This is a genomic window from Halorubrum luteum (genome assembly GCF_054652935.1).
Genome location: NZ_BAAIGT010000002.1, coordinates 619,719 through 645,500, shown reverse-complemented (window position 1 = coordinate 645,500; position 25,782 = coordinate 619,719). Strand labels below are relative to the sequence as shown.

The window sequence follows — 25,782 nt, the reverse complement described above, 5'->3', positions numbered from 1 at the left end:
CCCATCCCGTTGCCTCTGCTGTCATACCTGGTTGGTGGAGTCTATGAACGCAGACGATTTCACCAAAGAAGAGCTCTTTTCTCGATTGCTTCAGCTTGAGCAGCGGGTCGAAGAACTTGAGCAAGAAAACAAGTGGAAGGACAAGAAGATCGATCAGTTGCAAGAGCAACTTGACCAGAAGGACGAGCGGATAGATGAACTCGAAACACGTCTTCGCAAATACGAAAATCCGCATACACCGCCCAGTAAGCGACGGTCGGGGACTGACGAGTCCCCGACCTCGCAGGACGACGAAGACGAGAATGTTCGAACCGACGGCGGCACTCCCGGACGGAAGGACGGTCATGATCCAGAGTGGCGTGTAACAGCTGACCCCGACAAAGAGATCGAAGTCACCCGTGACTGTTGTCCCGAGTGTGGCGACCACTTCGACGAGTCGGTGGGCGTCAGCCCCCGACTCGTCGAGGAGGTTCCTGATCCGCAGCCTCCTGAAGTCACCCAGTACAACCGCCACTGCTACCAGTGCGACTCTTGTGGAACAGAAACCGTTGCTACACACCCCGACTGCCCCGATGAGGGGCAGTTCGGGGTGAACGTCATCGCTCAAGCAGCACTTTCTCGGTACGATCACCGCCTTCCATACCGGAAAATAGCTGATCGCTTCGAGCAACTGCATGGATTAGAACTCTCGGGTGCGTCCGCGTGGCACGCGACCGAGCGCGCTGCGCGCGCCGGTCGCTGCGAATACGAACAGATTCGAAGACAGATTCAGCAAGCAGAGATCGTTCACGTCGACGAAACCGGTATCAAACGTGAGGGTGAGCAAGCGTGGATCTGGACGTTTCGAACGAGCGAACACACGCTATACGCCGTTAGAGAGAGTCGTGGGAGTGATGTTCCCGCGGAAGTCCTCGGCGAGGACTTCGCGGGAACGGTCATCTGCGATGGGTGGACGGCATATCCAGCGTTCAGCAGTAATTTGGTCCCGTCACAAACTCGTCTAGAGTTCGCCTCTGGTAGCGTCAACTGACACCTCCAATGTCATGGCTGTTTTGGCTGAACGCTCGAGCAGTTCGTCGGCGAACGCCGCGAACTGCTCGGAATCGGCATATCTCACGAGATTGAGCCAGAGGAGCGATTCTAAGCCGGACTCTGTCCATCTCATCCACTGGTTTTTACACCGCTTCGAGATTTCGCCCATGGCTCGTTCGACCACGTTCGACGTCCACAGAACCTCTTGTCCCTCGAGTGCGAGTTCGGCGAACGTGACTGTTGCTTCTGCCCATTTTCGGAGGTACGCCGCTGCTTTTGGAGAGTCCTGTTGCTCTAAGCGCCACGCCTCCTTCGTGAGGTTCTCGAGTGTTTGGTCGATCCGCTCGCGGATCGCCAAACACTCATTCCTCGGTGCATGGAGCGCAACCGAGTTCTTCAGATGGAACAAGTCGTTTGTGACGTCTGAGGCGATCGCTTTCCGCGTTTCGAGCGAAAAGGTACCGTCCTTCCACAGCTTGTATCCAAGCGTTCGACCGACATGAACGAGATCGAGCTGATGAGATCGATAGCTGGTCTCGAAGGCGTCGACGAGGGATTCCTCGGCGTCACTGACGACCGTCGCGTCGTCAGTGATCGCCTCGTTCTCTTCGAGATCTTCTGCTGTATCGTCCCACGGCTCGTTGACATTGACGTCTAAGAGCGTGGTTTCCGCGTTGTCTTCGGTGATCTGTCCGAGAGTGACGTTGACGTCGTGGTACGTGCAGTGATCGTCCTGGCTATGACACTTCGTTCCGTCAGGAACGATAGTGTCTGCATTCGTCCCAGGAAGCCGATCACGAACGAAGTCTCCGAGTTTGCTGCCGTACTCACGGACTCGGCGGTTGATCGTCGTTCTCGAAGGCATCGGAGTGAAGCCGTCGCCGTGGGCGACGGCATCATGAAAGCTGAGCGACGTAGCGAGTTCGGTACTCTGGAGTGAAATATCCTCTTGATAGATGCGCTGCCCGTCGAATTTGATGAGATCTTCGAGAGGGCGGAAGTAGGTAGGATTGTCACCGGTGGCAGCGGTATCTTTGACGTGATGAAGGGTGAATTCGTGCTCTCCTGCGGTTGTCACAGCTGTTCGTGTTGAGGTTCCGGCGCGCTGGAAACGGCGATCGCCGTTTCCGCGCGCGTGCTTCTCCCCACAGTACGCCTCGACGAGGCGCTCGTCGAGGCTTTTGACAAGCTCCTCGAGGATCGTCGCCTCGAGGTGAAGCTCTGTGAAAGATTCAGCGAGAGTGGCAAGCGGTAGCGTTTTGTCTAAGTCGATACTAACCGTGACTTGCGCGTCGATTGTGGCGTGCATGGGTCACTTCGGGGTAGGTACCAGAGGTGACCCTGTTTCCACAGGAGTCAGTTACGACTCTAGACGAGTTTGGGACACGACCAGTAATTTACAGCGGTGCTGGGCACATCTTCTCCGGGAAGCCGAAGACGCTGCTAATGACCACGAGGAGGCAGAGCCGGTTCACCGGTATCTCAAACAGATGTTTGTCGGTCTCCAGTCGTGGCTGGAGACCGACCCGAGTCCTCGTGAGAGAGCACAGATGCACCGATCATGCCAGAACGGGCTTCAGTCGATCACATCAGAAGGCCCACGACTCCGTCCAGTAGCCGCTAAATCGTTGTCCTCGGCCCCTCGATAGTCTTCGGAAGGATGGAGCGGCTGAATTCTGGCGTTGCTCGGCTGTCGAGGCGTTAGTCAGTCGCTGTCGGCGGCAGATCGCCGCCGACGCGACAGCGTCGCCACTCACGACCGCTGTCCGGATTGGTGGACAGCTACCGGAAGAACCGGTCGTCGAGTGGTTGATTCGCTGGGACAGCCCTGCGGACACCTAGAGCTGTCCAAGCGGCCCGCAGTACCATTTCACAGAACTCCGTGAACGACCAGTCCCAGAGGCGTCGCCCCCCTCGGCGGGGCGACGCCACGTACTTCCAGTGGAGATACCGCCAACTGTTCTGGAACAGCAGGCTCACCACAAACATCACCAGCCGCAGGCCAGCGTCTTGAGAACTGGTGAACGCGAGGCTCTGTTTGGCTAACCGATAGCTCGATTCGATGCCGAAACGCTTGCTGTAGTGTTCTCGGGCATCGCGTGGCGTGTCGATGAACGGCGCGTCAGCGGCGTAGCCGTGACGCGCCACTCCGTGTTCATCGTACCGCCCCTGCTGGTACACACAATCGATGAACACGGGAAACGTTACCTTGCCAGCGAGATCGTGTTCGATCTCGCGGCTCCAACCTCTGCTGAGTTCGTCTTGAATCGTCTCGCCCCACTTGACGATCGGCATAACGTAGGCGTAGTTGTGCGCGTACAGCAGCCCGAGACAGGTGCTGTTGTAGAAGCCGCGATCAAGGTAGACGGCCTTGACGCCGAGGTCAAGGCCGTCGAGCAGTTCGAGAAACTCAGCGAGGACATCGCTGGTGGTATCGCCAGCGACCAGCTGGCGAACCGCCAGCGTGTAGCGCTTGTTACGTACCCGCGCGTACAGTGTCGCATAGGCGTGAAACGCAGTTGTTCCTCGTTTCGCTTGCGAGAAGTACAGCGCCTCCGTCTCGTCCTCGTCACCGTAGTAGGGATCAAGGTGGAGGTCTACGCAGACCTCCACCGGTCGATCCGGGAGTGTCTCGAGGGCATCTCGTTGTAGGAGCGTGTCTCCAACCGCCTCAACCGAGTCAAGCTCAAACTGCTCAGTGAGATGTCCCCGGACGGTGTTGGCGTGTGGCGAGTCGTCGGTCGTTTCGCAGACGTGGTTGATTGAGGTCCCGCCGGCGCTGGCGCCGGCGAGGACCTCGTACAACGTCTCTGTCGTGACCTCGATGTCCTCACCGAGATCTATCGCAAGCTCTTCGTCAAGGCTGTTGACGACAAAATTAAGCAGGTGCTCTTCCTCTATCTCGCTGTCTGCTTCGGTAGGTTTCACACTTTTGCCAAGCAGACACTTTCACTCAAATCCGATGTGATCGACTGAACTTGACTAAGCGGGTCGCAGCCGGTCTGCGACCCGCTTACGAGGATGTCAAAGAGAAGATTCGGGAGAGTGAGGTCGTCTACTGCGATGAAACAGGCTTTCCGGTCGATGGAGAACAACACTGGGCGTGGACGTTCGTCACTGATGACGAAGTGCTGTTTTGGGTTGATGAAAGCCGAGGAAGTGGAGTCTTAGAAGACGTCCTCGGCGAGGAATTCGCCGAGGACTCGACGCTCAGTTGTGACGGCTGGTCGGCGTATTCGAGTTATCACACGAAACTGCAGCGGTGCTGGGCGCACCTGTTGCGGGAGGCTGAGTACGTCGCTGAACGGTACGAGGAAGCAGAGCGGCTGTCTGAAGAGTTGCACGCACTCCACGACGATCTAACGACGTTCGTCGAAGGAGATCCGTCCGCTTCCGCCCGCGAGCAGAAGCGGGCGGAAGCATCCTTACACTTGGAGGGCCTGGTGAGGGAAGGTTACGAGGCCCAAGAGGTTCAGCAGCTGATCAAGAAGATCAGCAATGGCTTGGGTCACTGGCTGACGTTCGTGACCGAACGGGGTGTTGATTCAACGAATAATCGCGCAGAGCGGGCTCTGCGCGAGCAAGTAGTCCTTCGGAAGATGTTTCGGACCCTGCGTTCGGCAGAAGGGGTCCAGATTCACGAGACAATAACAACGATGTTGGCGACGTGGAAACGACGAGGACTTGATCCACCTGAACAGCTCCAGTCAATTCTGGGTGGGAGAGAACTTCGGTAAGGACGAGAGGCATCACTGTGCGGTGTATCTTTGTCTTGCTATCCAACTACATCCGATTTACCGTTTGATCGAGTCGTTTGCTGTTTGGGAAGAGTCTGGTCATCAGGAATTTGAGTCCGGTATGAGTTCTGCATTGGATGCCTTGGACGATCTATACGAGTTGTCTCTGGAAGAGAACTGGAACAGTGTAGCCAGTTACTCCCTGTTGAAATCGATTGAGTTTCGTGAAGAGCTGGGCGGATTCGATCCTGCAGACCAGTTTGAGGATGTTCTCGACTTTCTGAACTCGAATTTTCTAGGGGAGTCTGATGTACACCTTGGTCAACTTGGAACCCACGTACGGAAAATGCTTGAGCACCTTGATAAAATGGATGACGTCTCCATCCAATCCTTGCTGCAGCTTGTGGAAGATCGGGCGCAGCATTTGAGAGAAAATAAGAGGTACATGACTGAACGCGACTATCTCGAATACCAAATCACTATCAAGAGCCACTTGGATAAGGATATTTCCGACGAGCAGGTACAGATGATTGAGTCGTTTGAGAACGAATTAGAGCAGAAAAACTCGGCGCAAAGCCTTCTGAAAGCAGATATTTTAGAAAGAGCTGTCGCAACGTGTCAACCATATCTTTCTGATGAGAAGGAGAACAGGTGGAGACTGCGAATCCGTGAACTCAATAGAGAAGCAGTCAATGAAATGCCGGGAATCGAGCACGAGGTGGACGTAGGTGATGATGTTTCCCGTATTGTTGAGCGATTCAAAGAGGTGAGAGAAGAGACGAGTTCTTGGGAAGCGCTCGCGATGCTGCTGTACGCACCGATCGGACAAGGAAATTTTGAGAAGTCGTTAGAAAACGCTGGCGAGACACCGGCAGCGTAGTTGGATAGCAGTTCCATGTCGAGACGATTTCGTAGCAGTCTCATAGATCGTTCACTACTGCTGAATTACTGTGTCGCTGGGGAGTCGCGGATCAACGGAATCGACAGATTCCGTGATCCGCACCGACGACAGTTCGCTACTCCGCCAGCAGCTCGTAGTCAAGAAGCTTGAGAACCAGCTGCTGCGACGCCAGATTACTGCACAACAACAGAAGATCGAACAGCTTGAGGCTCGCCTCAAGCAGTACGAAAATCCAAACACACCACCCAGTAGACAGGGTGGTGCGGCTAATTCATCAGGCGATGACGACCAAACCGAGGACGAAGACCAAGAACCTGATGAAGACGACGCTGGCGGCGACTCTGACGCCGCCAGCGACTCATCGCCTGGACGCAGCGAAGGTCACGAGGGAACAACTCGAACAGCACCTGAACCAGAAGAGACGATCCTCGTTGATCAGGGATTCTGTCCAGACTGTGAGCAAATCCTCTCTAGCCCTGATAGCTACGTTTCACGGACTATTATTGACGTACCGCTTCCTGTTCCAACCACTGTTACCGAGTACAAGCTCGGTAAACACCACTGTTCTTGTGGTAACGAGGTTGTTGCTGAGCATCCTGACTGTCCCGAAAAGGGGCGGTTTGGGCCAAATATCATGGCCCAAACCGCTCTCGGTCGGTTCCATCAACGACTGCCGAACCGGAAACAGGCCGAGCTGTTTGACTGGGACTTCGACCTTCCGATCTCTCACCGGACGATCTACAACTTGACTAAGCGGGTCGCAGCCGGTCTGCGACCCGCTTACGAGGATGTCAAAGAGAAGATTCGGGAGAGTGAGGTCGTCTACTGCGATGAAACAGGCTTTCCGGTCGATGGAGAACAACACTGGGCGTGGACGTTCGTCACTGATGACGAAGTGCTGTTTTGGGTTGATGAAAGCCGAGGAAGTGGAGTCTTAGAAGACGTCCTCGGCGAGGAATTCGCCGAGGACTCGACGCTCAGTTGTGACGGCTGGTCGGCGTATTCGAGTTATCACACGAAACTGCAGCGGTGCTGGGCGCACCTGTTGCGGGAGGCTGAGTACGTCGCTGAACGGTACGAGGAAGCAGAGCGGCTGTCTGAAGAGTTGCACGCACTCCACGACGATCTAACGACGTTCGTCGAAGGAGATCCGTCCGCTTCCGCCCGCGAGCAGAAGCGGGCGGAAGCATCCTTACACTTGGAGGGCCTGGTGAGGGAAGGTTACGAGGCCCAAGAGGTTCAGCAGCTGATCAAGAAGATCAGCAATGGCTTGGGTCACTGGCTGACGTTCGTGACCGAACGGGGTGTTGATTCAACGAATAATCGCGCAGAGCGGGCTCTGCGCGAGCAAGTAGTCCTTCGGAAGATGTTTCGGACCCTGCGTTCGGCAGAAGGGGTCCAGATTCACGAGACAATAACAACGATGTTGGCGACGTGGAAACGACGAGGACTTGATCCACCTGAACAGCTCCAGTCAATTCTGGGTGGGAGAGAACTTCGGTAAGGACGAGAGGCATCACTGTGCGGTGTATCTTTGTCTTGCTATCCAACTACACCCAAACCACTTAGGACACAAAAGACCCTCATAGGATAGACTATACCCGGATAGATTAGATTGTGACGTGATTCAGGGGTTCAGTCAAAGGGAGAGTCATGCTGATACCCATCCCACCCATCAACCCCCTACCCCTTCGAGAGAGTAGATCCCGGTTCGGATAGGATAACCCCCGATCCCTTTCTGACTTTGATACACCAATTAAACTCCGTAAGCATCTTTCATACTAATTTGCATATGCTTTATCTCCTTGTAGATAGTATATTTTTCACTAAATAAAGAGTGGATTAATCTAAATCCCCGTCCCTTCATGCGATTTTGGGGTTAGTGATAGTGTGGTCCCATGAGTTGAGATTAACAAGTTATCCTGTATTGTGGTCCCAAAGGGTTGTTTTGTGTTTTTGAGTCAAACAGAATCGGGGTAATTACTTATTGAACGTTAAAGCAAACCAAAATGCGCTTTGTGCATCCATGTCGAGTCCGTATCGAAGAGGAGGGTGTCAAGTCCGTTCTTTTCAGTGAAGAGTGCCGCGCTCAATCCCGCGGGGCCACCGCCCACGACGATGACATCTGCGTTGGTGTCGCTCATCGATCGATCGGACGTGTTCCACCGCGAAATACTCGGGAGTAACGGACGCGTCACCCCCTGATCCGCGTGGCTCGATACGCATCAGCGACCGGACGGGAATCCTTAACAGGTAGAGCCGTCGAGAGGTGATATGGTCGAGGCGTTTGCGGTCGCCAGCGGCAAAGGCGGGACGGGCAAGACGACGAGCACGCTCGCGCTCGGGATGGCGCTGTCCACCGACTACGACGTCACGGTCGTCGACGCCGACACGGGAATGGCGAACCTGCTCTTTCACGCCGGCCTCGACGACGCCGCAGTAACCCTCCACGACCTCCTCGTCGACGGTACGGCGACGGACGTCTCCGAGGCGACGTACGACCGGTTCGGAATGGCCGTCGTTCCGTGCGGCACGTCGCTGGCGGCGTTCGAGGCGGCCGATCCCGCTCGACTTCGTGACGTCGTCGCCGAACTCGCCGCCGACGCCGACGTCCTCCTGCTTGACTCGCCCGCCGCACTCGGCTCGAAGTCCGCCGTCCTTCCGGTCGTGCTCGCCGACCGCACCGTGATCGTCGTCGAGCCGACGATCCCCGCACTGTCGGACGGGCTCAAGGTACAGGAGTACGCGCGGTCATACGGTACTGAGACCGCCGGCGTGCTGTTCAACAAAGTCCGCGAGAACGCGCGCGACGTCGCCGATCAGGCCACGCGCCACTTCGGCGGTCCGGTGCTCGCACAGATTCCGGACAGCGACGCCGCCAGATCGGCGCGACGAGCCGGCGAACCCCTCCTCGTGCACGCACCGGAGAGCGACGCTGCGGTCGCGTATCGGCAGGCAGCCGACCGGCTCGACGTGCGTGACGGCGACGGTGACGCCGTCGCGGATCGGTTCAAAAGCGCCGTCGTTCCCGACACGCCATGACGGCCGCATCGGACGCGGAGCTGCATATCCCCCGCGGCGAGCTGCTTCGCTCCCGGGTCGTCTCCGATCTCGGGACGCCGCTATCGACCGCGCTCGACCGCGACCTCACCGGGTACGCGACGATCATCCCGCAGGAAACGCTGCTTCTCGCCGGTGATATCCGCGGTGTGATCACGTTCGAGGCCGGCGTGCCCGTGCTCGCGTACAACACCGTCACTGACAACGGCGGCGGGGATGCGTTGGCCGAGCTTGCCGTCCCCGGACCGTACCGCGTCGAGCTGTACGACGTCGCTCCGGCCGACCTCGAACCCGCGCACGAAGCGGACCCGCTTCGCGTTGCACCCGGTAGCGTCGCGACCGAACTGGCTGACGACCCCGAGCTCGCCGAGCGCACACGAGCCGCAGCTCCGGACGAGCGGCTCACCGAAGACGACACGGACGACGCCGACGCCGTAGCCGCGTTTCTCGACGACGACGATCGGATCGAGGCGATCCGCGAGCAGGCTCGTGAGGAGGCCCGCTCGCGAGCCGAGGAGTGGGGATTCGACGACGCGCTTGACGCCACCGGCGAGCCCGGTGGGTAGCTGACGGTGGGTCGAGCGGCCGGACTCCGCCCGCCGAACCGGTTTTGTCGACGCGGTCCGTACGCCACGTATCACCGTCCTTCGTCTGCTCCGTCTGACCACACCCGGATCGTTCGCCGACTGGTACGTCGCGAGCCGAGCGTACACCCGCCGCGTCGCCGATGGCATGGAGTTCGACGGAGTTGACGCGGTCGACGGCAAAGCGACCGCGAGCCGGCTCCGCGAGGCGCCGTCGTCGCTGTCGCCGTCCGAAGCCCGTTCCGTGGCGGCCACGCTGCTGGCCGACGGCGCGTTCTCGGAGCCGTACTGCGAGTGGATGCCGCTGTGGTACGAGCTGTCGCTGCTCCCGCCGATTCGCTACGGCGAGTGGCGACTTCGCCGCGTCGCTCGCGAGGTGGCGTCCGCAGCCGACGTCACCGTCACCGCGCCGCGGTTCTCGCGTCCCCGTGACGTCTCGGTCGACGGTCGGCCGGCGCTCGACCGTGTCTCCGGATTCCGTGATCGATTCCTACTCGCCGACGCACTGTTGCACGTGGAGTGGTTCGTCCACGTCGCCGCCGCGGACGGCATCGACGTGCCGAGCGCGCTCGTCGAGCGAACCCGCCGCGAGTCGCTCGGCTACTACGCCGGAGACCGTGGCCGGCTTTCGGACGACGTCCGAGAGTTCCAGCGACTGCTGTTCACCGACGACGAATGGGTACGCGATGTCGACGGAGCGTACGGACTGTCCAGTTCGCTGTTCGGACTCTGGGAGCGGATCCTCCGAGCGGAGCGTGAGCGGCTCGAGGATGCCCGATAGGTGACGCCTGCGGCTCACCGTTCGGTTCGCCACAGGAATGGGCTCGGGCGGAGTCGAACCACGGTCGCTCCCGTTCGCTCGCCATGCTCGCTCACCTCCCGCTCCCTGATTCGACCCCGCTCCATCCCTGCGGCTCACCGTTCGGTTCGCCACAGGAATGGGCTCGGGCGGAGTCGAACCACCGATCTCAGCCTTGTAAAGGCCGCGTCATAACCAGCTAGACCACGAGCCCTCACCCGACTGAACCCGCTGCGAGCGGAAAACGGTTTCCTTCTCGGCCGCCAAGGTCGTCCGTGACTCGCCGCCGTCTCGCGCTCGTCGCGCTGCTGGCCGTCGCACTGGCTGTCGCCGCCGTGTACGCGAACCCAGCGCTGTTGATCACGGGCTACGACACGACCACGGTCGAGGCGGTCGACGGCGACACCGGTGACCGGCTCGCGACCGCCGAGGTCCGGATCGCCGATAGCTTCACGAAGCGTTACGTCGGCCTCTCGGCCACCGAGGCGCTCGACGAGAACGAGGGAATGCTGTTCGTCCACGACGAGCCCGGCGAGTACGGCTACGTGATGCGCGATATGGCGTTCGCGATCGACATCCTGTTCGTCGAATCCAACGGCGAGATAACACGGATCCACGAGGCGGAACCGGAGTCTCGACCGCTAACGACGTACGAGGGTCACGGCCAGTACGTGCTCGAAGTCCCGTACGGCTGGAGCGCCGCAAACGACGTCGACGTCGGCGACCGGATCGAGTTCGAGCTTCCCTGACCGCGGCGCGACGAAACGCTTTCGGGGGTCGCTCGCATCCACACGCGTATGCGGAGCCTCCCTGCTCGTGTGTTCTGGAACCTCCGTCATCGGTGGCGGCGGGTGTTCGCCCTCCTCGTTATCGGCGCTGGCGTTCTCGCCCCGTTTCTCACCGGTCTCTGGTGGACGCTGCCGCTCGTCTGGTTTCTGGGGCTGTTCATCATCCTCCCGCTGTTCCACACGCTCGCGAAACCTCTGCCGGACGCCGACGACGACGCAGCGGCCGATCGCCCCGAAGACACCGCGCTCGACGCCCTCCGCGAGCGCTACGCGCGCGGCGAGATCGACGAGACGGAGTTCGAGCGAAAGCTCGACCGCCTCCTCGAAACCGAGGACGCGGAGACCGCCCCGGCCGAGTCGGACGTCGGCGAACGCGTCCGGGAGAACGTTCGCCGGGAGTTGGAGCGGCTCCGGGAGTGACGAGTATTCGAAGTGCGCCCAGCGGTGGGTGGCGGAGGGACGTTTTCCGCTACTGCACTCGAATCATCGCGCGTTTATGAGCTATCCACGAGCGCCGCGATGGCCGAATCAACGGCGTCGTACTCCGGAAACTCGGGATGCTCACCCGCGATCCACGCGTACGTCACGGTTCGATCGGCATCGAGGAGGAACAGCGCGGGCCGCGCCTCCGTGATCCCGGCCATGCCATCGATGTCGTGGTCGACTCCGTACTCGCGGATCACCTCGGCGCTGGGGTCGGAAAACGCTCGCACGCCCTCGCCGCGCTCGGCGAGGAGGCGCTTGTGCTCGTACGGTGAGGAGATCGAGACGCCGAACACCGCGACGTCGTCCGCCCAGCCTCGGTCGTCGATCTCGTTGTACAGGTACGTCGTCTGGAACGCCCCGTCCATCGGGTGGAAGACGAGCAGCGACGGCCCGTCGACGGCGTCGGACAGCGACCGGTCCTCCCAGAACTCCGGCCCGACAAGCGGACGGGTGAACTCCGGTGCAGGGTCGCCCGGTTCGAGGTGTTCCGTCTCCGGCAGCGTCACGACGTCGAAGTCGGGCATCTACGACTCCCCCTCGATGGTTTCGTCGGTCGCTCGAACCGCAGCTCCGCCGTCGGTGGCGTGCACTGCGTCTTCGTACGTACGCTCCAGATACTCGACGATGTTGGCGCTCTCCGACATCGTCACGCCCGTCTCCCGATCGACGATCGCCGGGACGCTCCGCTTCCCGGAGATCCGCTTGACGACGTTCCGCTCCGAGTGCATCGGCTCGACGTACCGCGACTGATACGCGAGTCCGAGTCGATCGAGCGTGCGGACGACTCGCTCACAGTACGGACACGCCTGCAGTCGATACAGAGTGATCGCTGGCTCCGGCATGACTTCCCTTGGAACCCCCAGCGGTGTAACCGTGTCGACGGCGCCTATCGACATCGTGGTCGCGAGTCGGGGCGGAACGGATGCGCTTCGACGCGCAGAGGGTAACCCTTTAACCGTCGCCCGACGGACGTGTAACGAGTATGGGCTTGTCGTCGATCACGTTGCTCGCCGGGGTACCCCAGTTACCGATGCTGGAAGGCCCCGTCGTGACGCTTCTCGGTATCGTCGCGATCGCCGTACTGATCGGGATGTCGGCGTTCTTCTCCTCGTCGGAGATCGCGATGTTCTCGCTGCCGAAACACCGCGTCGACAGTCTGGTCGAGGAGGGGGTCAAAAGCGCGACGACGATCCAGAGTCTAAAAAATAACCCCCACCGACTCCTCGTGACGATTCTGGTCGGCAACAACCTCGTCAACATCGCGATGACGTCGATCGCGACCGCACTCATCGGGATCTACGTCGAGAGCGCACTGTTGACCATCGTCCTCACGACGTTCGGGATCACGGCGGTCGTGCTCCTGTTCGCCGAGACCGCTCCGAAGTCGTACGCCGTCGAACACACCGAGTCGTGGTCGCTGCGGATCGCACGCCCGCTGAAATACTCCGAGGCCGTGTTGTATCCGCTGGTCGTCGTCTTCGATTATCTCACGCGCGTGGTCAACAAGATCACCGGGGGCCGGGCGGCGATCGAGTCGACGTACGTCACCCGCGAGGAGATCCAGAACATCATCCAGACCGGCGAGCGCGAGGGTGTCATCGAGGAGGAAGAGCGGGAGATGCTTGACCGCATCTTCCGGTTCAACAACACGATCGCCAAGGAGGTGATGACGCCGCGGCTCGACGTCACCGCCGTTCCAAAGGAAGCGTCTGTCGAGGAGGCGATAGAGAAATGCGTCCACGCGGACCACGAACGGGTCCCCGTCTACGACGGCAATCTCGACAACATCGTCGGGATCGTGCAGGTTCGTGACCTCGTCCGCGAACTCCGCTACTCCGAGGGGGAGCCTTCTCTCGAGCGCGTCGTCAAACCGACGCTCCACGTTCCCGAGTCGAAAAACGCCGACGAGCTGCTGGAGGAGATGCAGGATAATCGTCTTCAGATGGTGATCGTTATCGACGAGTTCGGCACGACGGAGGGGATCATCACGTTAGAGGACATGGTCGAGGAGATCGTCGGAGACATCCTGGAGGGCGACGAGCCGGAGCCGATCGAGTTCGTCGAGGAGAACGTCGCGTTCGTGCAAGGGGAGGTGAACATCGACGAGGTTAACGAGATGCTCGACATCGATCTCCCCGAAGGCGAGGAGTTCGAGACGCTCGCCGGGTTCGTGTTCAACCGCGCGGGTCGGCTCGTCGAGGAGGGCGAAGAGATCGAGTTCGACGGAGTCCGGATCCGGATCGAACGCGTCGATAACACTCGGATCATGAAAGCGCGCGTCACCGTTCTCGATACGCCGCCAAGCGGAGACGAGTCACTCGCCGACGAGGAAGCACGACCGAACGACGACGGATCGACCACCTGATATCGGGTTTCGCCGACTTCTCCGCCGCGACCACCCCTCCGACTGCCGGTCGTTTATATACGATACCGAGGCCACGCACGCTATGGCCTAACGTCCCCACTACGCGGCGGGTAGCGGGTGAGCGACACGTCGCCGCGTGAACGCAGAGTCGAGTGTCGCCTGTTCGCCAAGCGTGCTGCCGTCGTATCTCAGTCCGACGGGCGGCCAGATAGCCGCTATCCGTCCCCAGTTCCGTCACTGTCCCCTGCTCACTCCGCGCGCCGTCCAACGTGACCGGGATAGTCCCGCTCGAACCGGTCCTCTATCTCCGACTGATCGAACCTGATGACGACCGGCCGGCCGTGCGGACACGCGTACGGATTCTCACAGTCATCGAGCCGGTCGAGCAGCTCGACGACACTCCCCTCGGTTAGAGACGTGTTCCCCGTTACGGAAGGGTAACACGCTAGATCCGCGAGCAGTTCGTCGACGACATCGTCAACGGGATCGGTTGCTTCGGTTGCGTCGCCGACGAACGACGAGAGCACGTCGCGGAGGAGTTCGGCATCGAGTGCTGCATCGAACACCGCCGGGACCGCCTCGACCACGACTTCCCGGTCTCCGACCCGATCGGCTCGGAATCCGATCTCGGAAAGCTCGTCGACGAACTCCACGAACAGTGCCGCCTCCCGTGCGGTCAGCTCCACCGATACGGGCGTCGCGAGCGCCTGTGCGTCGACGCCGCCGGAGAACTCGCGACGAAGCCGCTCGTAGTTCACCCGCTCGTCGGCGGCGTGTTGGTCGACCAGAAGGAGTCCGTCCGACGACTCGGCGACGACGTACGTGTCGTGGAACTGTCCGAGCACGCGGAGCTTCGGGAGCGAATCGAACGCCCGCTCGTCGCTCGTCGTCCCTCCGCCGAGCGTCCGCTGGTCGTCGTTCTGTGTCCCGCTCGCGGCGAACGATTCACCTCGGGAGTCGGACGAGTTGTCCCCGGATTCCGATTCGGTCGACCGGGATCCGGAGCCGCTACTGGCGTCGTCGGATTCGGCGTCGGATTGCCACTCGCGAGGCGAGGGACGCCCCTCGCTCGCCTTCTCGGTCACGTGGTCGGGGAGTTCGCTCGTCGCGTCGTGTGCCTTGCTCACGTCACGTGTTTCACTCGCGTCCGTGCGCGTCGTCTCATCGATCGTCGACTTCGACGGAGTGCCGTCGTCAAGATCGTCGATCGTCCACGCCTCCTCGTCGGCGGGGGAGAGTTCGCTTGCCGCCGTCGGATCAGAAGTCGCCGACGGCCGGTCGACTTCTTCGTCTCCCTCCGAGCGATCGGTGCTCCGACGGGCGGCTGCGGCCGCTTCATGGCCCGTGCCGGACCCTCCGAGCGCTTCGGAATCGGGCGAGTCGGGAACGACGGTCGTCTCTTCGGGAGCCGATCGACCCCTCGGTGCCGTCGATCGGATCAGTCCGTGGTCGAGAAGCGACGTCTCGACCGCCTCCTCGACGGCGGATCGCACGGCATGCTCCTCGTCGAATCTGACCTCCAGCTTTCGTGGATGGACGTTCACGTCGACATCGCTTGGTGGCGTCTCGACGAACAGCACGGCGAACGGGTATCGATCCGGCGCGAGCTGACCGCCATACGCGTCGATGACGGCTTCACGGAGCACGCTCGCGGTGACGTACCGGTCGTTGACGTACGTGGCGAGGTACTCCCGACTCGTTCGGGTCGTCTCCGGATGCGACACGAGCCCGCTCACGCGTCGCACGGGCACCGCAGAGTCCGCATCGTCGCCGTCTCCGGGCTCTGATGTCTCCCCGGTCGGCACCCACTCGACGTCCACCATCGACTCCGCGACCTCGCGTCCGTACACCGCCAGCACCGCGGAGCGGAGATCCCCGTTCCCCTCGGTAGCGAACGTTTCGCGCCCGTCGTGTTCGAGCGACATCGCCACATCGGGATTCGCGAGCGCATAGCTCGTGACGACGGTGTTCACGTGGTCGAACTCGGTCGCCGTCCGTTTGAGGAACTTCTTTCGAGCGGGCGTGTTATAAAAGAGGTCGTCGACCTCGACGACCGTTCCGCGTGGTGAGCCGGCCGGTTGGATCTCGCCCACGTTTCCACCTTCGACAGTGATCTCCGCCCCCGACTCGGCGTCGGGCGGGCGCGATCGCAGCGTGAGTTGCGAGACTGCGCCGATCGTGTACAGCGCCTCGCCACGGAATCCAAGCGTTCCGACGCCCCGATCCAGATCCGAGATGGTGGAGATCTTCGACGTAGCATGTTCGTCGACCGCTGCTTCGAGCTGGTCAGCCGGTATTCCGACGCCGTCATCCCGGACGCGGATCCGCTCGACACCACCGGACTCGACGGCGACGGCGATCCGGTTCGCGCCGGCGTCGAGGCTGTTTTCGATCAGCTCCTTTACCACGCTCGCGGGACGCTCGACAACCTCGCCCGCCGCGATCCGCTGGATGGTCCGTTCGTCTAACCGTTCGATCTCCGGCGGCTCCATTGCTGGTCGTTTCTCTGACGAGCGGGCACTTGAACCCGTTGTCGACGGTGACAGCCGAACGAAGCTGTTTTTCGATAGCAGAGAGTCGTTTCCCGGAGACTGACAGCGTAATTTCGCCGTCAGCGTTGTCGAGGAGCGACCAGATCTGTTTTAGACACCCAGAATCCGTGCTCTGGAGGTTGCCATGACTCGCCTCAAACGCGGATCGAGCGACGATCGAGAATGCCGCCACTGTGGATATCACGTTACCGTAGCCTGTCACAGAAAGACTACCAAGGATTCGCTGAGCGACCAGTACAGAGAACGCATTCACCACTCGCTTCGCTCGCGGTTCATGGACTCTGAAACGATTATGAACTGCGGGCGACCACGTTCGCGAAACCCGCCGGTGACGGGGAACCGACCAACCGGTCAGGAGTCTATGGAACAGGTATCGACGCCGAGTACGGCGTACAGTCCGCAAACACCGGTCACGGCGGTTCCGAGCATGGCGATCGCCACGATACCCAACACGAGCGCCGCGACTGAAGAAGCCGGGATCAGCCCAGCAAGAGTGCCGAGGGACGCCGCCCCGGCGAGCGCACCGACGGCCGTTCTCACTCGTCGATCGGTCGCACCGACGTTTACGTTCATACATGTACAGCAACGGCCGGAGAAACAAAAAGCCCGTCGACCGCCGGTTGACTGCGAGGCTGACGAGATCCGCGTGGTCTGCAGCTGCGACGGACCGGAGCGTCTTCCACCAAGCACTTATGTCGGGGGAGTTACGGTCGTTCGTATGGCCCTCACAGACCGCATAGACGCGCGTAGCGTCGGTGCCGGTGCCGGAATCGGCGCGATCGCATACGTGCTCGGCTACCTGTTCGTGTACGTGACCCAACGGAACGACGTCGAAGAGCAGTTGAGCGCGTTCAACTTCATCACCGACCTGTTCGGTAGCGACCCCATCCCCGCGTGGCAGGCGGTCGGCTGGCTGTTCTACAACGCCCACTTCGTCGACACCGAGATACCCGGGTTCGGCGGAGCGCGCGTGCGAAACTTCATCGCCGCGTCGGACGACGGATCTCTGACGCTTTTGTATCTCGTTCCGCCGCTTCTCCTGCTCGCCGCGGGATTCGCGGCGGCGTTTCTCGCCAACGTCGACGATCCGGCCGTGGGAGTGCCGGTCGGTGCGTCGGTCACTCTCGCGTACCTGCCGCTCGCGATTGCCGGCGTGTTCGTGTTCGCGTACACGATCGGTGATGGATCGATCGCACCCGATCTCGTGACCGCCGTCCTGCTCGCCGGCGTCGTGTATCCGGCCGTGTTCGGGAGTGCCGGCGGTGCCATCGCCGGCGTCGTCGGGGACTGATACGGATCGACGACGCCCGCGCCATCCGATCGGTGTCCGACCCGGTCCGTGGACGCCGCCCACATCCGTTTCACCGGAGGTCGCCGTTTTTAACCACACGAGCGGCGTACGCGGTTGCATGGAGCTTTCGGAGTACGTCGAACGCCTCGATGACCGACTCGACACGGATGCGTACGCTGACGTCGACGCCAGCGCCAACGGGTTACAGGTCGGGCCGTCCGGTCCGACCGTCGACCGCAACGTCGACCACGTCGCCTTCGCGGTCGACGCGGCGATGGAGACGATCGACGCAGCGACCGCGGCGGGCGCGGACGCTCTCGTCACCCATCACGGAATCTCGTGGGGAGGGATCGACCACGTGACCGGACGTACGTACGACCGGATCGCGGCGCTGTCCGAAGCGGAGACGGCGCTGTACGTCTCACATCTCCCGCTTGACGGGCATCAAGAGCTCGGCAACGCCGCGGGTGTTTCCGACGAACTCGACCTCGTCGACCGTCGACCTTTCGGCGAGTTGGGTCCCGTGACGATCGGGACGGCGGGAACGCTTTCCGAGCCGCTTTTGACCGCGGAGCTTCGCGAGCGGCTCGACCGCTTCGAGGGCAGCATGACGGACACCCACGTGCTCCCGTTCGGCCCCGAGACGATCGAGGAGGTCGCGGTCGTCACCGGCTCGGGCGTCGACTGGCTGGACGAGGCCGTCGACGCCGGAGTCGACGCGCTCGTTACCGGAGAGGGGAAACAGCAGGTGTACCACGACGCACGGGAAGCCGAGATCACGGTGTTTCTCGCCGGCCACTACGCCACCGAGACGTTCGGCGTCCGCGCCCTGCAGACTCTCACCGAGGAGTGGGGGATCGAGACGACTTACGTGAGTCATCCGACCGGGCTGTAAACTGCTCTCACCACGTCCGAGCGACGCGTTGAAGCCCTCCGAACCCGATACACGCCCGTGAGCGAGCGTCTCGCGACGGACGTCGCCGTACCGGCTCTACTCGTGCTCCTCGGAGCGGCGCTTCTCGCCGCTGCGCTCGGCGCATGGCCGCCCCTCGTCGCGGTCGAGACCGGAAGCATGGAGCCGACGGTCGAACGTGGCGATCTCGTCGTCGTCGCCAGCGTCGATCGGTTCCCATGGGGTGGCGTGAACGGCGACGAGATCCGCGGGGGAGCCGGGAACGACGATGGGACCGAGGCCCCCGACGCTCACGGCCCTGTCGACCGCGAAGTTGACGATCACGAGCATGCCACCGGCGACGTGATCGTGTTCACGAGACCGAACGATGACGGTGCGCCGATCCTCCACCGAGTCGCGTTCGCCGTCGAGGCCGGCGAGGACTGGACGCGGCGCGCCGACCCCGAACGAACGGACGGGGACTGTGAGGAACTCCGGTACTGTCCGGCTCCTCACGGCGGATACGTCACCTACGGCGACGCGAACGACGAGTACGACCAGAGCGCCGGCATCGCGCCGGTCGTGGCTCCGACGTGGATCGACGCGAAGGCAGTAGCAACCATCCCGAACGCGGGCTGGCCCCGACTGGCGATGGACGTCGCCATCGATCGGTTCGGGACAGCTCCGGTTCTCGTTTCGGTCGTCTGGAGCGGTGCAGTTCTCGGGGGAGTCGGCTCCATCGTTCTCGGACGGCTCCGAGAGGATCCACCGACGTGATTGGGAGGATCCACCGACGTGACGTCACGGGCTCACTCCTCAGCGTCGGGGGCCGATCGCTCCGCGGTCGCGGTCTCGCTACGCTCCTCGCTAGGAGTATCCTCGGCGGCAGCGTCTCCATTCTCGTCGGACGCGCCCTCGAGGGTCACCGAGTCGTTGGCCGCGTTGCGGAGGGCGTCCGAGCGACCGAACGCGCCGGGTGCGATCGCGAGGGTGCGGATCCCGTAGCCGTTAGCGGTTTCGATGACGGGTTTGAAATCCGTATCCCGGGAGGCGATAGCAAGCGTCGTCATCCGCCGCTCTGCGGCGAATCGCGCCGCGTCGACGGCGAGTTTTACGTCGACATCGCCGCTGGTGACGACGACCTCGAACCCGCGGGCCTCCGCAGCCTGAATGAGCCCCGGCGTGGCGTGTTCATCGACGTACAGTCTGGTCGTCACGAGCGGCCCCTCCGCCTCGGCCGCCTCCCGAACGTCGTCGAGGTCGACATCGAACTCCTCGCGTAACACGTTCGGACCGTCGACGAACAGCGCGACGCCGACCGGCTCGTCGTCACCCCGACCGGTGGTGTCCATGCCGGGCGTATCGTCGCCGCGAAGATAGGGGTACTGATCCGTGGCGGCCACGCCGCGGCAGTCGGAGTGCTCACCCCGGTCGGCCCTTATATGCGTTTAATGACCTCCCGGAGCACCGTATTGGCTATACGAAGCATTGATACGTGATGTCCACTTTTTCGGGAGTAAGATGCCATCAACAGGTACTTTCACCGTGGCTTCCCAGCAGAACGATCATGATTGTGTGACTGTACGTGCACATCCACGCAATGCGACCTACCACGTCGTGGACTACGCGGACGAGACGGCTCGCGAGCGTGTCTCGGACCTGCCGGTCGGGTCGGTCGTGCGGATGAAGCTGTCACGCGCGGGCCGTCGAGGGAACGTCTGGTGTGCGGAGTCGGTTCGTCCGGCCGAGACCGACGGTGGTGAGTGAACGGAACCGTCAGAGGTCAACTGCTCCGCACACGGTGGGGCGGGGAATCAGCCCTGCTACCTAGTTCGAAGCGGAACTCTCGACCGACTACGATCCGTTCAGAAACGGCGGCGTCACGACCTCGGCTCGCTTCTCGTCACCACGGACCACGACGCTAACCTCCGTGCCCTCCTCGGCGTACTCCTCGTTGAGGTAGCCGAGCCCGATCGGCTCGTTCAGCGTCGGGCTCATCGTCCCCGACGTCAGATGTCCGATCCGGGTGAGATCGCCGTCAGTGACGGCGTACCCGCCGCGCGGGACGCCCCGTTCGAGCAGCTTGACACCGGTGAACGTCTCCGAGACCCCCTCCTCGAGTTTACGGGCTAACGCGTCGCGACCGACGAACTCCGTGTCGAGGTCGACCGCGAACTCGATCCCGGCCTCGTACGGCGTCCGCGGCTCCTCGTCCGGATCGAAATCCTGTCCGGAGAGGAGAAAGCCCATCTCCATTCGAAGGGTGTCCCGCGCACCGAGCCCGCACGGCTGCACCTCGAACGCGTTCCACAGCGTTTCGGCATCATCGACAGAACAGAGGAGTTCGAACCCGTCTTCGCCGGTGTACCCCGTACGGGCGACGAGCGCGTCGACGCCAGCGACCGTGGTGAACGTCGCGTCGAACGGCGGCAGCGACGCCGCCGCGTCCGTGGCCGTCGCCGCGTCGACCGCGGCCTCGGCGTCTGGACCCTGCACCGCGACCATCGCCCACTCAGTCGTCGTGTTTGCCACCTCGGCGTTGAGGTCGTGTGTGTCCCGGTAGTCGACCCACCGCTCCGCCGTCTCCGCGTCGTGCCCCGCGTTCGGGATGAACAGATACGCGGGATCGCCGGCTCCGGAATCGAGGTCGTCCATCTCGTCGATCGACGCCGCGACCGTGCCCACTTCGGTCCCGTCGGGAAGCCGATACAGGATGACGTCGTCGATCATGATCCCGTTCTCGTTCGTGATCGCGGCGTACTGTGCGTCGCCCGGCTCGACGGCTGTGACGTCTTCGGTCGTGAGTCGGTCCATCAGCGTCGTCGCGTCGGGCCCCGCGACCTCGATCTCGCCCATGTGGGAGACGTCGAAGATTCCGGCCGCCTCACGGACCGCGGCGTGTTCCTCGCCGATGGAGTCGAACTCGACGGGCATCTCCCATCCGCCGAAACCCGTGAACTTCGCGCCTCGCTGCTCGTGGACATCGTACAGTGGGGGCAACCGGTCGGCCATATCGAGTATCTCTCCGGGGCGGACCTAAGGTCTTGTCATGGCGACACCCTTAACTCCGAAACACGTCGAACGGAGGATAATGCGTACCGACGCGTCGAGCGACGAGGAGTCCGCGGCCGACGCGGAGACGGCAGCGTTCGCGAACGCCTGCGAGGAGCTGGTCGACCGGATCCTCGCGGGCGAAGTCGACCGCGACAGCCTCGAGGCCGCAAAACTCGACGTCTGTTCGGAGTTCTCCTCGCCGAAGGTGCCGAAGAACACGGAGATCCTTGACCATGCACCGTCGGACGCCCGCGAGGACGTCAAAGACGTCGTCCGCCGGAAGCCGGTGCGGACCGCCTCGGGCGTCTCTCCGGTCGCGATCATGACATCGCCGAAAACGTGTCCCCACGGGAAATGTCTCTACTGTCCCGGCGGTCCCGCCTCGGAGTTCTCCTCCGCGCAGGCGTACACCGGCCACGAGCCCGCCGCCGCCCGCGGTAAACAGAACGAGTACGACCCGTACGGGCAGGTGACGCTCCGGCTCGAACAGCTCCGCAAGATCGGCCATCCGGTCGACAAGGTGGAGCTCATCCTGATGGGCGGGACGATGACCGCTCGCTCACACGACTATCAGGAGTGGTTCGTCAAGCGCGCGCTGCAGGCGATGAACGAGTACGACCTCGACAAAGCGCCCGAGCCTGCCGAGGGAGAGTCGTTCGCGCCCGCTCCCGACGAAGTCGAGTTCGAGTATCTCGAGGACGTAATTGCCGAAAACGAGACGAACGCGATACGCAACATCGGGACGACGTTCGAGACGAAACCCGACTGGTGTGACCCCGAGCAGATCGACCGCATGCTGGATCTCGGCGGGACGAAAGTCGAAGTCGGCGTCCAGACGACCTACGAGCGGATCAACCGGGAGATGCATCGTGGACACGGCAACGAGGCCTCACGAAACGCGAACCGTCGCCTGCGAGACGCCGCGTTCAAGGTCGGCTTCCATATGATGCCGGGACAGCCGGGGATGACGAAGGAGATGTGTCTGGAGGACTTCCGGCAGATCTTCGAGAACGCCGACTGGCGACCCGACTATCTGAAGATCTATCCGACGCTGGTCGTACGCGGAACGCGGGTGTACGACTGGTGGCACAATGACGAGTTTGAGCCGCTCTCGAACGAGGAGGCCGCGGATCTGATCGCCGAGATCATGGGGATGATCCCAAAGTACACGAGGCTACAGCGCGTCCAGCGCGACATCCCCGCGGACTACATCGACGGCGGCGTCTGGAAGTCGAACCTCCGACAGCTTGCTTCCCAACGCGCCGACGATCGAGGGATCGAGATCGGTGAAATTCGCGCCCGTGAGGTCGGCATGAACGATGCCGATCCGGACCCCGACGACGTCGAACTCGACGTGTTGACGTACGAGGCCGGTGGCGGCACGGAGCGGTTCATCGCCTTCGAAGACCCGGTTCGTGACCTGCTGATCGGGTTCTGTCGGCTCCGCTTCCCCTCGTTCGCATCGGACCAGCCGGGGGCACCGGGAGCCGAGGGCGACCCGATCAGAACGGAGCTGGACGAGGCCGCGCTCGTGCGCGAGCTCCACGTGTACGGCAGCGAGGTCGGTATCGGCGGTGACGGAGACTGGCAACATCAGGGGTACGGCCGTCGACTGCTCGAACACGCCGAGGAGATCGCCCGCGACGCCGGCTATCGGAAGATAGCCGTTATCTCCGGGATCGGAGCCCGCGAGTACTACCGAAACAAGCTCGGCTACCGTCAGGACGGCCCGTACGTCTCCAAGCGACTCTGATCTCGTCGTTCGGTGATCCTACCGCCACCGCTAGTCGTCGTTGTGCCCGATGAGTTGAGAGACACAGGGAAGCGATCGAGAGCGTATCTTCGTGTTTTCATCGGCTTCCGGACTCCTGAAGGAATATCTCGGCAGTCTTGTTCAGCACCGTTCATTCATCACTCTCACCGCGAACGTGTAGATAACCGGCCGCTCTGGCGAATTGCTAACGCTTCGCGACTCAACCGAGAACGCTAACGTCCACCTCGTGGGCGGTGCCGTCGATCGAGATCGTCACTCGTTCGGCGAGGGAGTCGCGAACCGCCTCGCGCCAGGCGTCGACGGCGTCGGCGTGCCGCTCGTACCGGGTTTCGACGTCGGCGTCCGGGAACGCGGCTGCCGTCTCGTCGACTTCCGGATAGCTCGGTGGATCGGCTACGAGATCTCCGGGATCGACGTGGATCGGATCGGGCTCGTTGCCGTCATCGTGCTCGCTGTCATCCTCGCTTCCTTCGTCGCGTCCTTCGTGGACGGTGTCGCTGGTGGCCTCGTGGAGTCTGGCTCGCATCCGGCCTGAAAAGGGAGGGGTGATCCGGAGCACGACCTGCCTGTCGGTTCGGATCGTCGCTTCGAGGGCCGTCGCGACGTCCTCGCGATGGACGGCGATCGACCGTATTCGAGTGGGATCGTTCTCCTCACCCATCGTTCGGGGCCCATCTGGCGTCCGACAGCGTTCGCTGCACGGCCTCCTCGCCGACGGCGGTCGCGAGGTGTTCGAATCCGGCTCGGACGCCGCGATCGGTCGCGTTCGCGACGAGGCGCGAGACGATGAACTCCGGCGTCGAACGTCCGACGGTGCCGAACCGCGGCTGATAGTCGACGCGGAGCTCGAGGTCGTTCGTGAGCCCCTCCGCGAAGATGCCGTCGATGCGGGCCGCGTCGGGAAGCGGACTGAGGTCGTCGGCGAGATGCGTGACGTACACGCCGAGCGCTGCCCTGTCGACGGTGAGATCGACTAACCCGTTCAAGAGTTCGGCGGCTCGTCCCGGCTCAGTGATCGCCTCGAACTCGTCGACGAGCATGAGCGTTCGTCCCTCCTCGACGAGCGGCGGGACGACGGATTTCAGCGTCGACTCCAGTACGCCCGCGTTGAACGAGGCGTGACGGCGGTGGAAGACGATCCGGTCGAACCAACCGACCTCGGCGTCGTCGGCGGGTACGGGAAGCCCCATCGACGCCAGAAGTGCGACCGAACACAGCGTCTCGAGGAGCGTCGTCTTGCCGCCCGAGTTCGCGCCGGTAAGGACGCTCACGCGCTGGCCGGACGGGGGCGTTACGGCATCGGCGCGCTCGGAGCGTTCCGAGATCCCGTGCGTGCCGACCCCGTACGACACCGGCTGGACCTCCCCGTCGACGAACAGTGCCCGTGCATTCCTGACGGCGATCCCGTCGTCGACGAGCCGCGGCCGCGTGAGATCGTGCTCGGCCGCGAACCGTCCGAGAGAGAGCTGGAAGGCGATGTCGGAGACGGCGTCGACAGCGCGGTCGACGTCGCCGTCCGTGTCGCCGACTCGGTCGCGAAGCTCCTCGGCGACCGCCTTCTCCCGCTTGGTTACGGACGCGTCGAGGTCGGCGACGAGCGTGCGGAGCGTTCCGGAGACGAAATCGGCAGCGTCGACGGCCTCGTCAGGAGTCGAAGATCGGATGGTAGCCGGATCGATTCCCGCCTCCGTCGCGACGTGGTCGACGACGCCGCTTTTGAACGCCTCGAAGTCACGAACCGAGCCGTCTCGGACGCTGTCGATCACGTCGAACGCCGAGCTCTCGAGCGCTTTAGCGGCCTCGAGTCGGTCTCGCCGTCGGTCGAGCTCCTCGTCGGCTCCCTCGACGACGACGATCTCCGCGGTGTCTCCGTCGACCGGCCCGCGGATCGCGGCCAGCGCGTCGGCGGTGTCACGGAGGGCGTCGCCATCCAGTCCGTCGAGCGCCTCGAACGTGTCTCCCTGGAACCCAGCCTCCCGGAGCGCGATCGCGGCCTCCACGGCTGCCCGATCGGTCCCACCGGCCGCGTCGTAGTCGGCGAAGGCATCGAGCAGCGTCTCGCGGTCTGCCTCATCGAGACGCTCCCACGCAGTCCGGGCCGCGAGCACGTCATCGAGCCGGGCGTCGATCGCTTCGCGGTCGGACAGCGGCGTCAACACGCGAATCCGGTCGCCCGCATGCTCGGTAACGGCGTAGCTCGCTGCCAGCGTCAGCAGTTCGTCGTACACCGACCGGGTGTCGCCGGTCGCGAGCACGTCGACGCTCGCTTCGCCGTTCGCCCGCCGAAGAATTCGCGTCGCGCGTCCTCGCGAGAGTCCCGCGTCGACGAGGGTCCGAACGTCGGCGGCCTCGATCGCATCGATCGCGCGCTCGACGCCGAGAGTCTCGCGCAGCGTCTCGCTCGTTTTCGGGCCGATCCCCCAGTAATCCTCGAGTCGCATACGGGCCCGTGTCCGCGAGCCACCTT

General features: G+C 62.5%; 23 protein-coding genes, 1 tRNA gene and 4 pseudogenes. 16 read left to right on the top strand and 12 right to left on the bottom strand.

Annotation, left to right across the window (positions count from 1 at the left end; all coding sequences use genetic code 11):
- Window positions 1–43: 43 nt before the first annotated feature.
- Window positions 44–982: pseudogene (gene tnpC, locus ACYQ0R_RS03185) on the top strand (IS66 family transposase); the annotation flags it as partial.
- 18 nt (window positions 983–1,000) lie between these two features.
- Here the strand turns inward: tnpC (ACYQ0R_RS03185) and ACYQ0R_RS03180 are convergent.
- Entirely contained in the window at window positions 1,001–2,341 is a 1,341-nt protein-coding gene (locus tag ACYQ0R_RS03180; RefSeq protein WP_459820889.1) for an ISH6 family transposase, read from the bottom strand.
- Window positions 2,342–2,420: 79 nt separating this feature from the next.
- Here ACYQ0R_RS03180 and ACYQ0R_RS03175 point away from each other — a divergent pair.
- Window positions 2,421–2,651, top strand: a pseudogene (locus tag ACYQ0R_RS03175) (IS66 family transposase); the annotation flags it as partial.
- Window positions 2,652–2,814: 163 nt separating this feature from the next.
- Here the strand turns inward: ACYQ0R_RS03175 and ACYQ0R_RS03170 are convergent.
- Window positions 2,815–3,960: an ISH3 family transposase gene (locus tag ACYQ0R_RS03170; RefSeq protein WP_459820755.1), complete on the bottom strand. Its 1,146-nt coding sequence runs from the start codon at window positions 3,958–3,960 to the stop codon at window positions 2,815–2,817.
- A 47-nt stretch (window positions 3,961–4,007) separates the two neighbouring features.
- On the opposite strand from ACYQ0R_RS03170, the pseudogene tnpC (ACYQ0R_RS03165) reads away from it, so the two are divergent.
- From tnpC (ACYQ0R_RS03165) to tnpC (ACYQ0R_RS03155), 3 genes and pseudogenes are all read left to right on the top strand, one after another.
- A pseudogene (tnpC, locus tag ACYQ0R_RS03165) lies at window positions 4,008–4,769 on the top strand (IS66 family transposase); the annotation flags it as partial.
- Window positions 4,750–5,649, top strand: coding sequence for a hypothetical protein (locus tag ACYQ0R_RS03160; protein WP_459820888.1), 900 nt, complete (start codon window positions 4,750–4,752; stop codon window positions 5,647–5,649). The pseudogene tnpC (ACYQ0R_RS03165) and the gene ACYQ0R_RS03160, both read left to right, overlap by 20 nt.
- A 70-nt stretch (window positions 5,650–5,719) precedes the next feature.
- Window positions 5,720–7,174, top strand: coding sequence for an IS66 family transposase (tnpC, locus tag ACYQ0R_RS03155; RefSeq protein WP_459820405.1), 1,455 nt, complete (start codon window positions 5,720–5,722; stop codon window positions 7,172–7,174).
- Between the two features lie 505 nt (window positions 7,175–7,679).
- On the opposite strand, the pseudogene ACYQ0R_RS03150 reads toward tnpC (ACYQ0R_RS03155), so the two are convergent.
- Window positions 7,680–7,814, bottom strand: a pseudogene (locus ACYQ0R_RS03150) (FAD-dependent oxidoreductase); the annotation flags it as partial.
- Between the two features lie 130 nt (window positions 7,815–7,944).
- Between ACYQ0R_RS03150 and ACYQ0R_RS03145 the strand changes: the two are divergent.
- From ACYQ0R_RS03145 to ACYQ0R_RS03135, 3 genes are all read left to right on the top strand, one after another.
- A complete protein-coding gene (locus tag ACYQ0R_RS03145) occupies window positions 7,945–8,712 on the top strand; it encodes a nucleotide-binding protein (protein WP_459820887.1) in 768 nt (255 codons plus the stop codon).
- Window positions 8,709–9,296: a DUF8054 family protein gene (locus ACYQ0R_RS03140; protein ID WP_459820886.1), complete on the top strand. Its 588-nt coding sequence runs from the start codon at window positions 8,709–8,711 to the stop codon at window positions 9,294–9,296. The genes ACYQ0R_RS03145 and ACYQ0R_RS03140 overlap by 4 nt, the downstream gene beginning before the upstream one ends.
- Window positions 9,297–9,366: 70 nt before the next feature.
- The gene (locus ACYQ0R_RS03135) at window positions 9,367–10,095 is read left to right on the top strand and encodes a DUF8116 family protein (RefSeq protein ID WP_488193306.1); all 729 of its coding nucleotides are present in this window, start codon (window positions 9,367–9,369) and stop codon (window positions 10,093–10,095) included.
- Between the two features lie 158 nt (window positions 10,096–10,253).
- Here the strand turns inward: ACYQ0R_RS03135 and ACYQ0R_RS03130 are convergent.
- A tRNA-Val gene (locus ACYQ0R_RS03130) sits at window positions 10,254–10,327 on the bottom strand.
- Between the two features lie 61 nt (window positions 10,328–10,388).
- On the opposite strand from ACYQ0R_RS03130, the gene ACYQ0R_RS03125 reads away from it, so the two are divergent.
- Both ACYQ0R_RS03125 and ACYQ0R_RS03120 read left to right on the top strand, forming a co-directional pair.
- The gene (locus tag ACYQ0R_RS03125; RefSeq protein ID WP_459820884.1) at window positions 10,389–10,862 is read left to right on the top strand and encodes a DUF192 domain-containing protein; all 474 of its coding nucleotides are present in this window, start codon (window positions 10,389–10,391) and stop codon (window positions 10,860–10,862) included.
- 48 nt (window positions 10,863–10,910) lie between these two features.
- The gene (locus ACYQ0R_RS03120) at window positions 10,911–11,321 is read left to right on the top strand and encodes an SHOCT domain-containing protein (protein ID WP_459820883.1); all 411 of its coding nucleotides are present in this window, start codon (window positions 10,911–10,913) and stop codon (window positions 11,319–11,321) included.
- 74 nt (window positions 11,322–11,395) lie between these two features.
- Here the strand turns inward: ACYQ0R_RS03120 and ACYQ0R_RS03115 are convergent, their stop codons facing one another.
- Together ACYQ0R_RS03115 and ACYQ0R_RS03110 are read right to left on the bottom strand one after the other, a co-directional pair.
- Entirely contained in the window at window positions 11,396–11,911 is a 516-nt protein-coding gene (locus ACYQ0R_RS03115) for a redoxin domain-containing protein (RefSeq protein WP_459820882.1), read from the bottom strand.
- Window positions 11,912–12,229, bottom strand: coding sequence for a glutaredoxin family protein (locus tag ACYQ0R_RS03110; RefSeq protein ID WP_459820881.1), 318 nt, complete (start codon window positions 12,227–12,229; stop codon window positions 11,912–11,914).
- Between the two features lie 140 nt (window positions 12,230–12,369).
- Here ACYQ0R_RS03110 and ACYQ0R_RS03105 point away from each other — a divergent pair, with 140 nt between their 5' ends.
- Window positions 12,370–13,752: a hemolysin family protein gene (locus ACYQ0R_RS03105; RefSeq protein ID WP_459820880.1), complete on the top strand. Its 1,383-nt coding sequence runs from the start codon at window positions 12,370–12,372 to the stop codon at window positions 13,750–13,752.
- A 248-nt stretch (window positions 13,753–14,000) separates the two neighbouring features.
- Here the strand turns inward: ACYQ0R_RS03105 and mutL are convergent, their stop codons facing one another.
- A complete protein-coding gene (mutL, locus tag ACYQ0R_RS03100; protein WP_459820879.1) occupies window positions 14,001–16,244 on the bottom strand; it encodes a DNA mismatch repair endonuclease MutL in 2,244 nt (747 codons plus the stop codon).
- A 411-nt stretch (window positions 16,245–16,655) separates the two neighbouring features.
- Window positions 16,656–16,877, bottom strand: a complete 222-nt coding sequence (locus ACYQ0R_RS03095; protein ID WP_459820878.1) for a YgaP family membrane protein — start codon at window positions 16,875–16,877, stop codon at window positions 16,656–16,658.
- Between the two features lie 145 nt (window positions 16,878–17,022).
- On the opposite strand from ACYQ0R_RS03095, the gene ACYQ0R_RS03090 reads away from it, so the two are divergent.
- The 3 genes from ACYQ0R_RS03090 to ACYQ0R_RS03080 all read left to right on the top strand — a co-directional run bounded on the left by ACYQ0R_RS03090 (window position 17,023) and on the right by ACYQ0R_RS03080 (window position 19,264).
- A complete protein-coding gene (locus ACYQ0R_RS03090; protein WP_459820877.1) occupies window positions 17,023–17,595 on the top strand; it encodes a DUF7978 family protein in 573 nt (190 codons plus the stop codon).
- 118 nt (window positions 17,596–17,713) lie between these two features.
- Window positions 17,714–18,490: a Nif3-like dinuclear metal center hexameric protein gene (locus ACYQ0R_RS03085; protein WP_459820876.1), complete on the top strand. Its 777-nt coding sequence runs from the start codon at window positions 17,714–17,716 to the stop codon at window positions 18,488–18,490.
- 57 nt (window positions 18,491–18,547) lie between these two features.
- Window positions 18,548–19,264 carry a S26 family signal peptidase gene (locus ACYQ0R_RS03080; RefSeq protein ID WP_459820875.1) on the top strand — a complete coding sequence of 239 codons (717 nt, stop codon included), beginning with the start codon at window positions 18,548–18,550 and terminating at the stop codon, window positions 19,262–19,264.
- A gap of 32 nt (window positions 19,265–19,296) precedes the next feature.
- Here ACYQ0R_RS03080 and ACYQ0R_RS03075 read toward each other — a convergent pair whose 3' ends face one another.
- Window positions 19,297–19,839: an NYN domain-containing protein gene (locus tag ACYQ0R_RS03075; protein ID WP_459820874.1), complete on the bottom strand. Its 543-nt coding sequence runs from the start codon at window positions 19,837–19,839 to the stop codon at window positions 19,297–19,299.
- A gap of 169 nt (window positions 19,840–20,008) precedes the next feature.
- Here ACYQ0R_RS03075 and ACYQ0R_RS03070 point away from each other — a divergent pair, with 169 nt between their 5' ends.
- Window positions 20,009–20,254: a DUF7999 family protein gene (locus ACYQ0R_RS03070; protein ID WP_459820873.1), complete on the top strand. Its 246-nt coding sequence runs from the start codon at window positions 20,009–20,011 to the stop codon at window positions 20,252–20,254.
- Between the two features lie 87 nt (window positions 20,255–20,341).
- Here the strand turns inward: ACYQ0R_RS03070 and gcvT are convergent, their stop codons facing one another.
- On the bottom strand, window positions 20,342–21,499 hold the full coding sequence (gene gcvT, locus ACYQ0R_RS03065) for a glycine cleavage system aminomethyltransferase GcvT (protein WP_459820872.1): 1,158 nt from the start codon (window positions 21,497–21,499) through the stop codon (window positions 20,342–20,344).
- A 79-nt stretch (window positions 21,500–21,578) separates the two neighbouring features.
- Between gcvT and ACYQ0R_RS03060 the strand changes: the two genes are divergently transcribed.
- Window positions 21,579–23,294, top strand: coding sequence for a tRNA uridine(34) 5-carboxymethylaminomethyl modification radical SAM/GNAT enzyme Elp3 (locus ACYQ0R_RS03060; RefSeq protein ID WP_459820871.1), 1,716 nt, complete (start codon window positions 21,579–21,581; stop codon window positions 23,292–23,294).
- A gap of 220 nt (window positions 23,295–23,514) precedes the next feature.
- Here ACYQ0R_RS03060 and ACYQ0R_RS03055 read toward each other — a convergent pair whose 3' ends face one another.
- Together ACYQ0R_RS03055 and ACYQ0R_RS03050 are read right to left on the bottom strand one after the other, a co-directional pair.
- Window positions 23,515–23,976, bottom strand: a complete 462-nt coding sequence (locus ACYQ0R_RS03055; protein ID WP_459820870.1) for a DUF8009 family protein — start codon at window positions 23,974–23,976, stop codon at window positions 23,515–23,517.
- Window positions 23,969–25,756 carry a MutS-related protein gene (locus tag ACYQ0R_RS03050; RefSeq protein WP_459820869.1) on the bottom strand — a complete coding sequence of 596 codons (1,788 nt, stop codon included), beginning with the start codon at window positions 25,754–25,756 and terminating at the stop codon, window positions 23,969–23,971. Before ACYQ0R_RS03050 ends, ACYQ0R_RS03055 begins: the two co-directional genes overlap by 8 nt.
- Window positions 25,757–25,782: the final 26 nt, after the last annotated feature.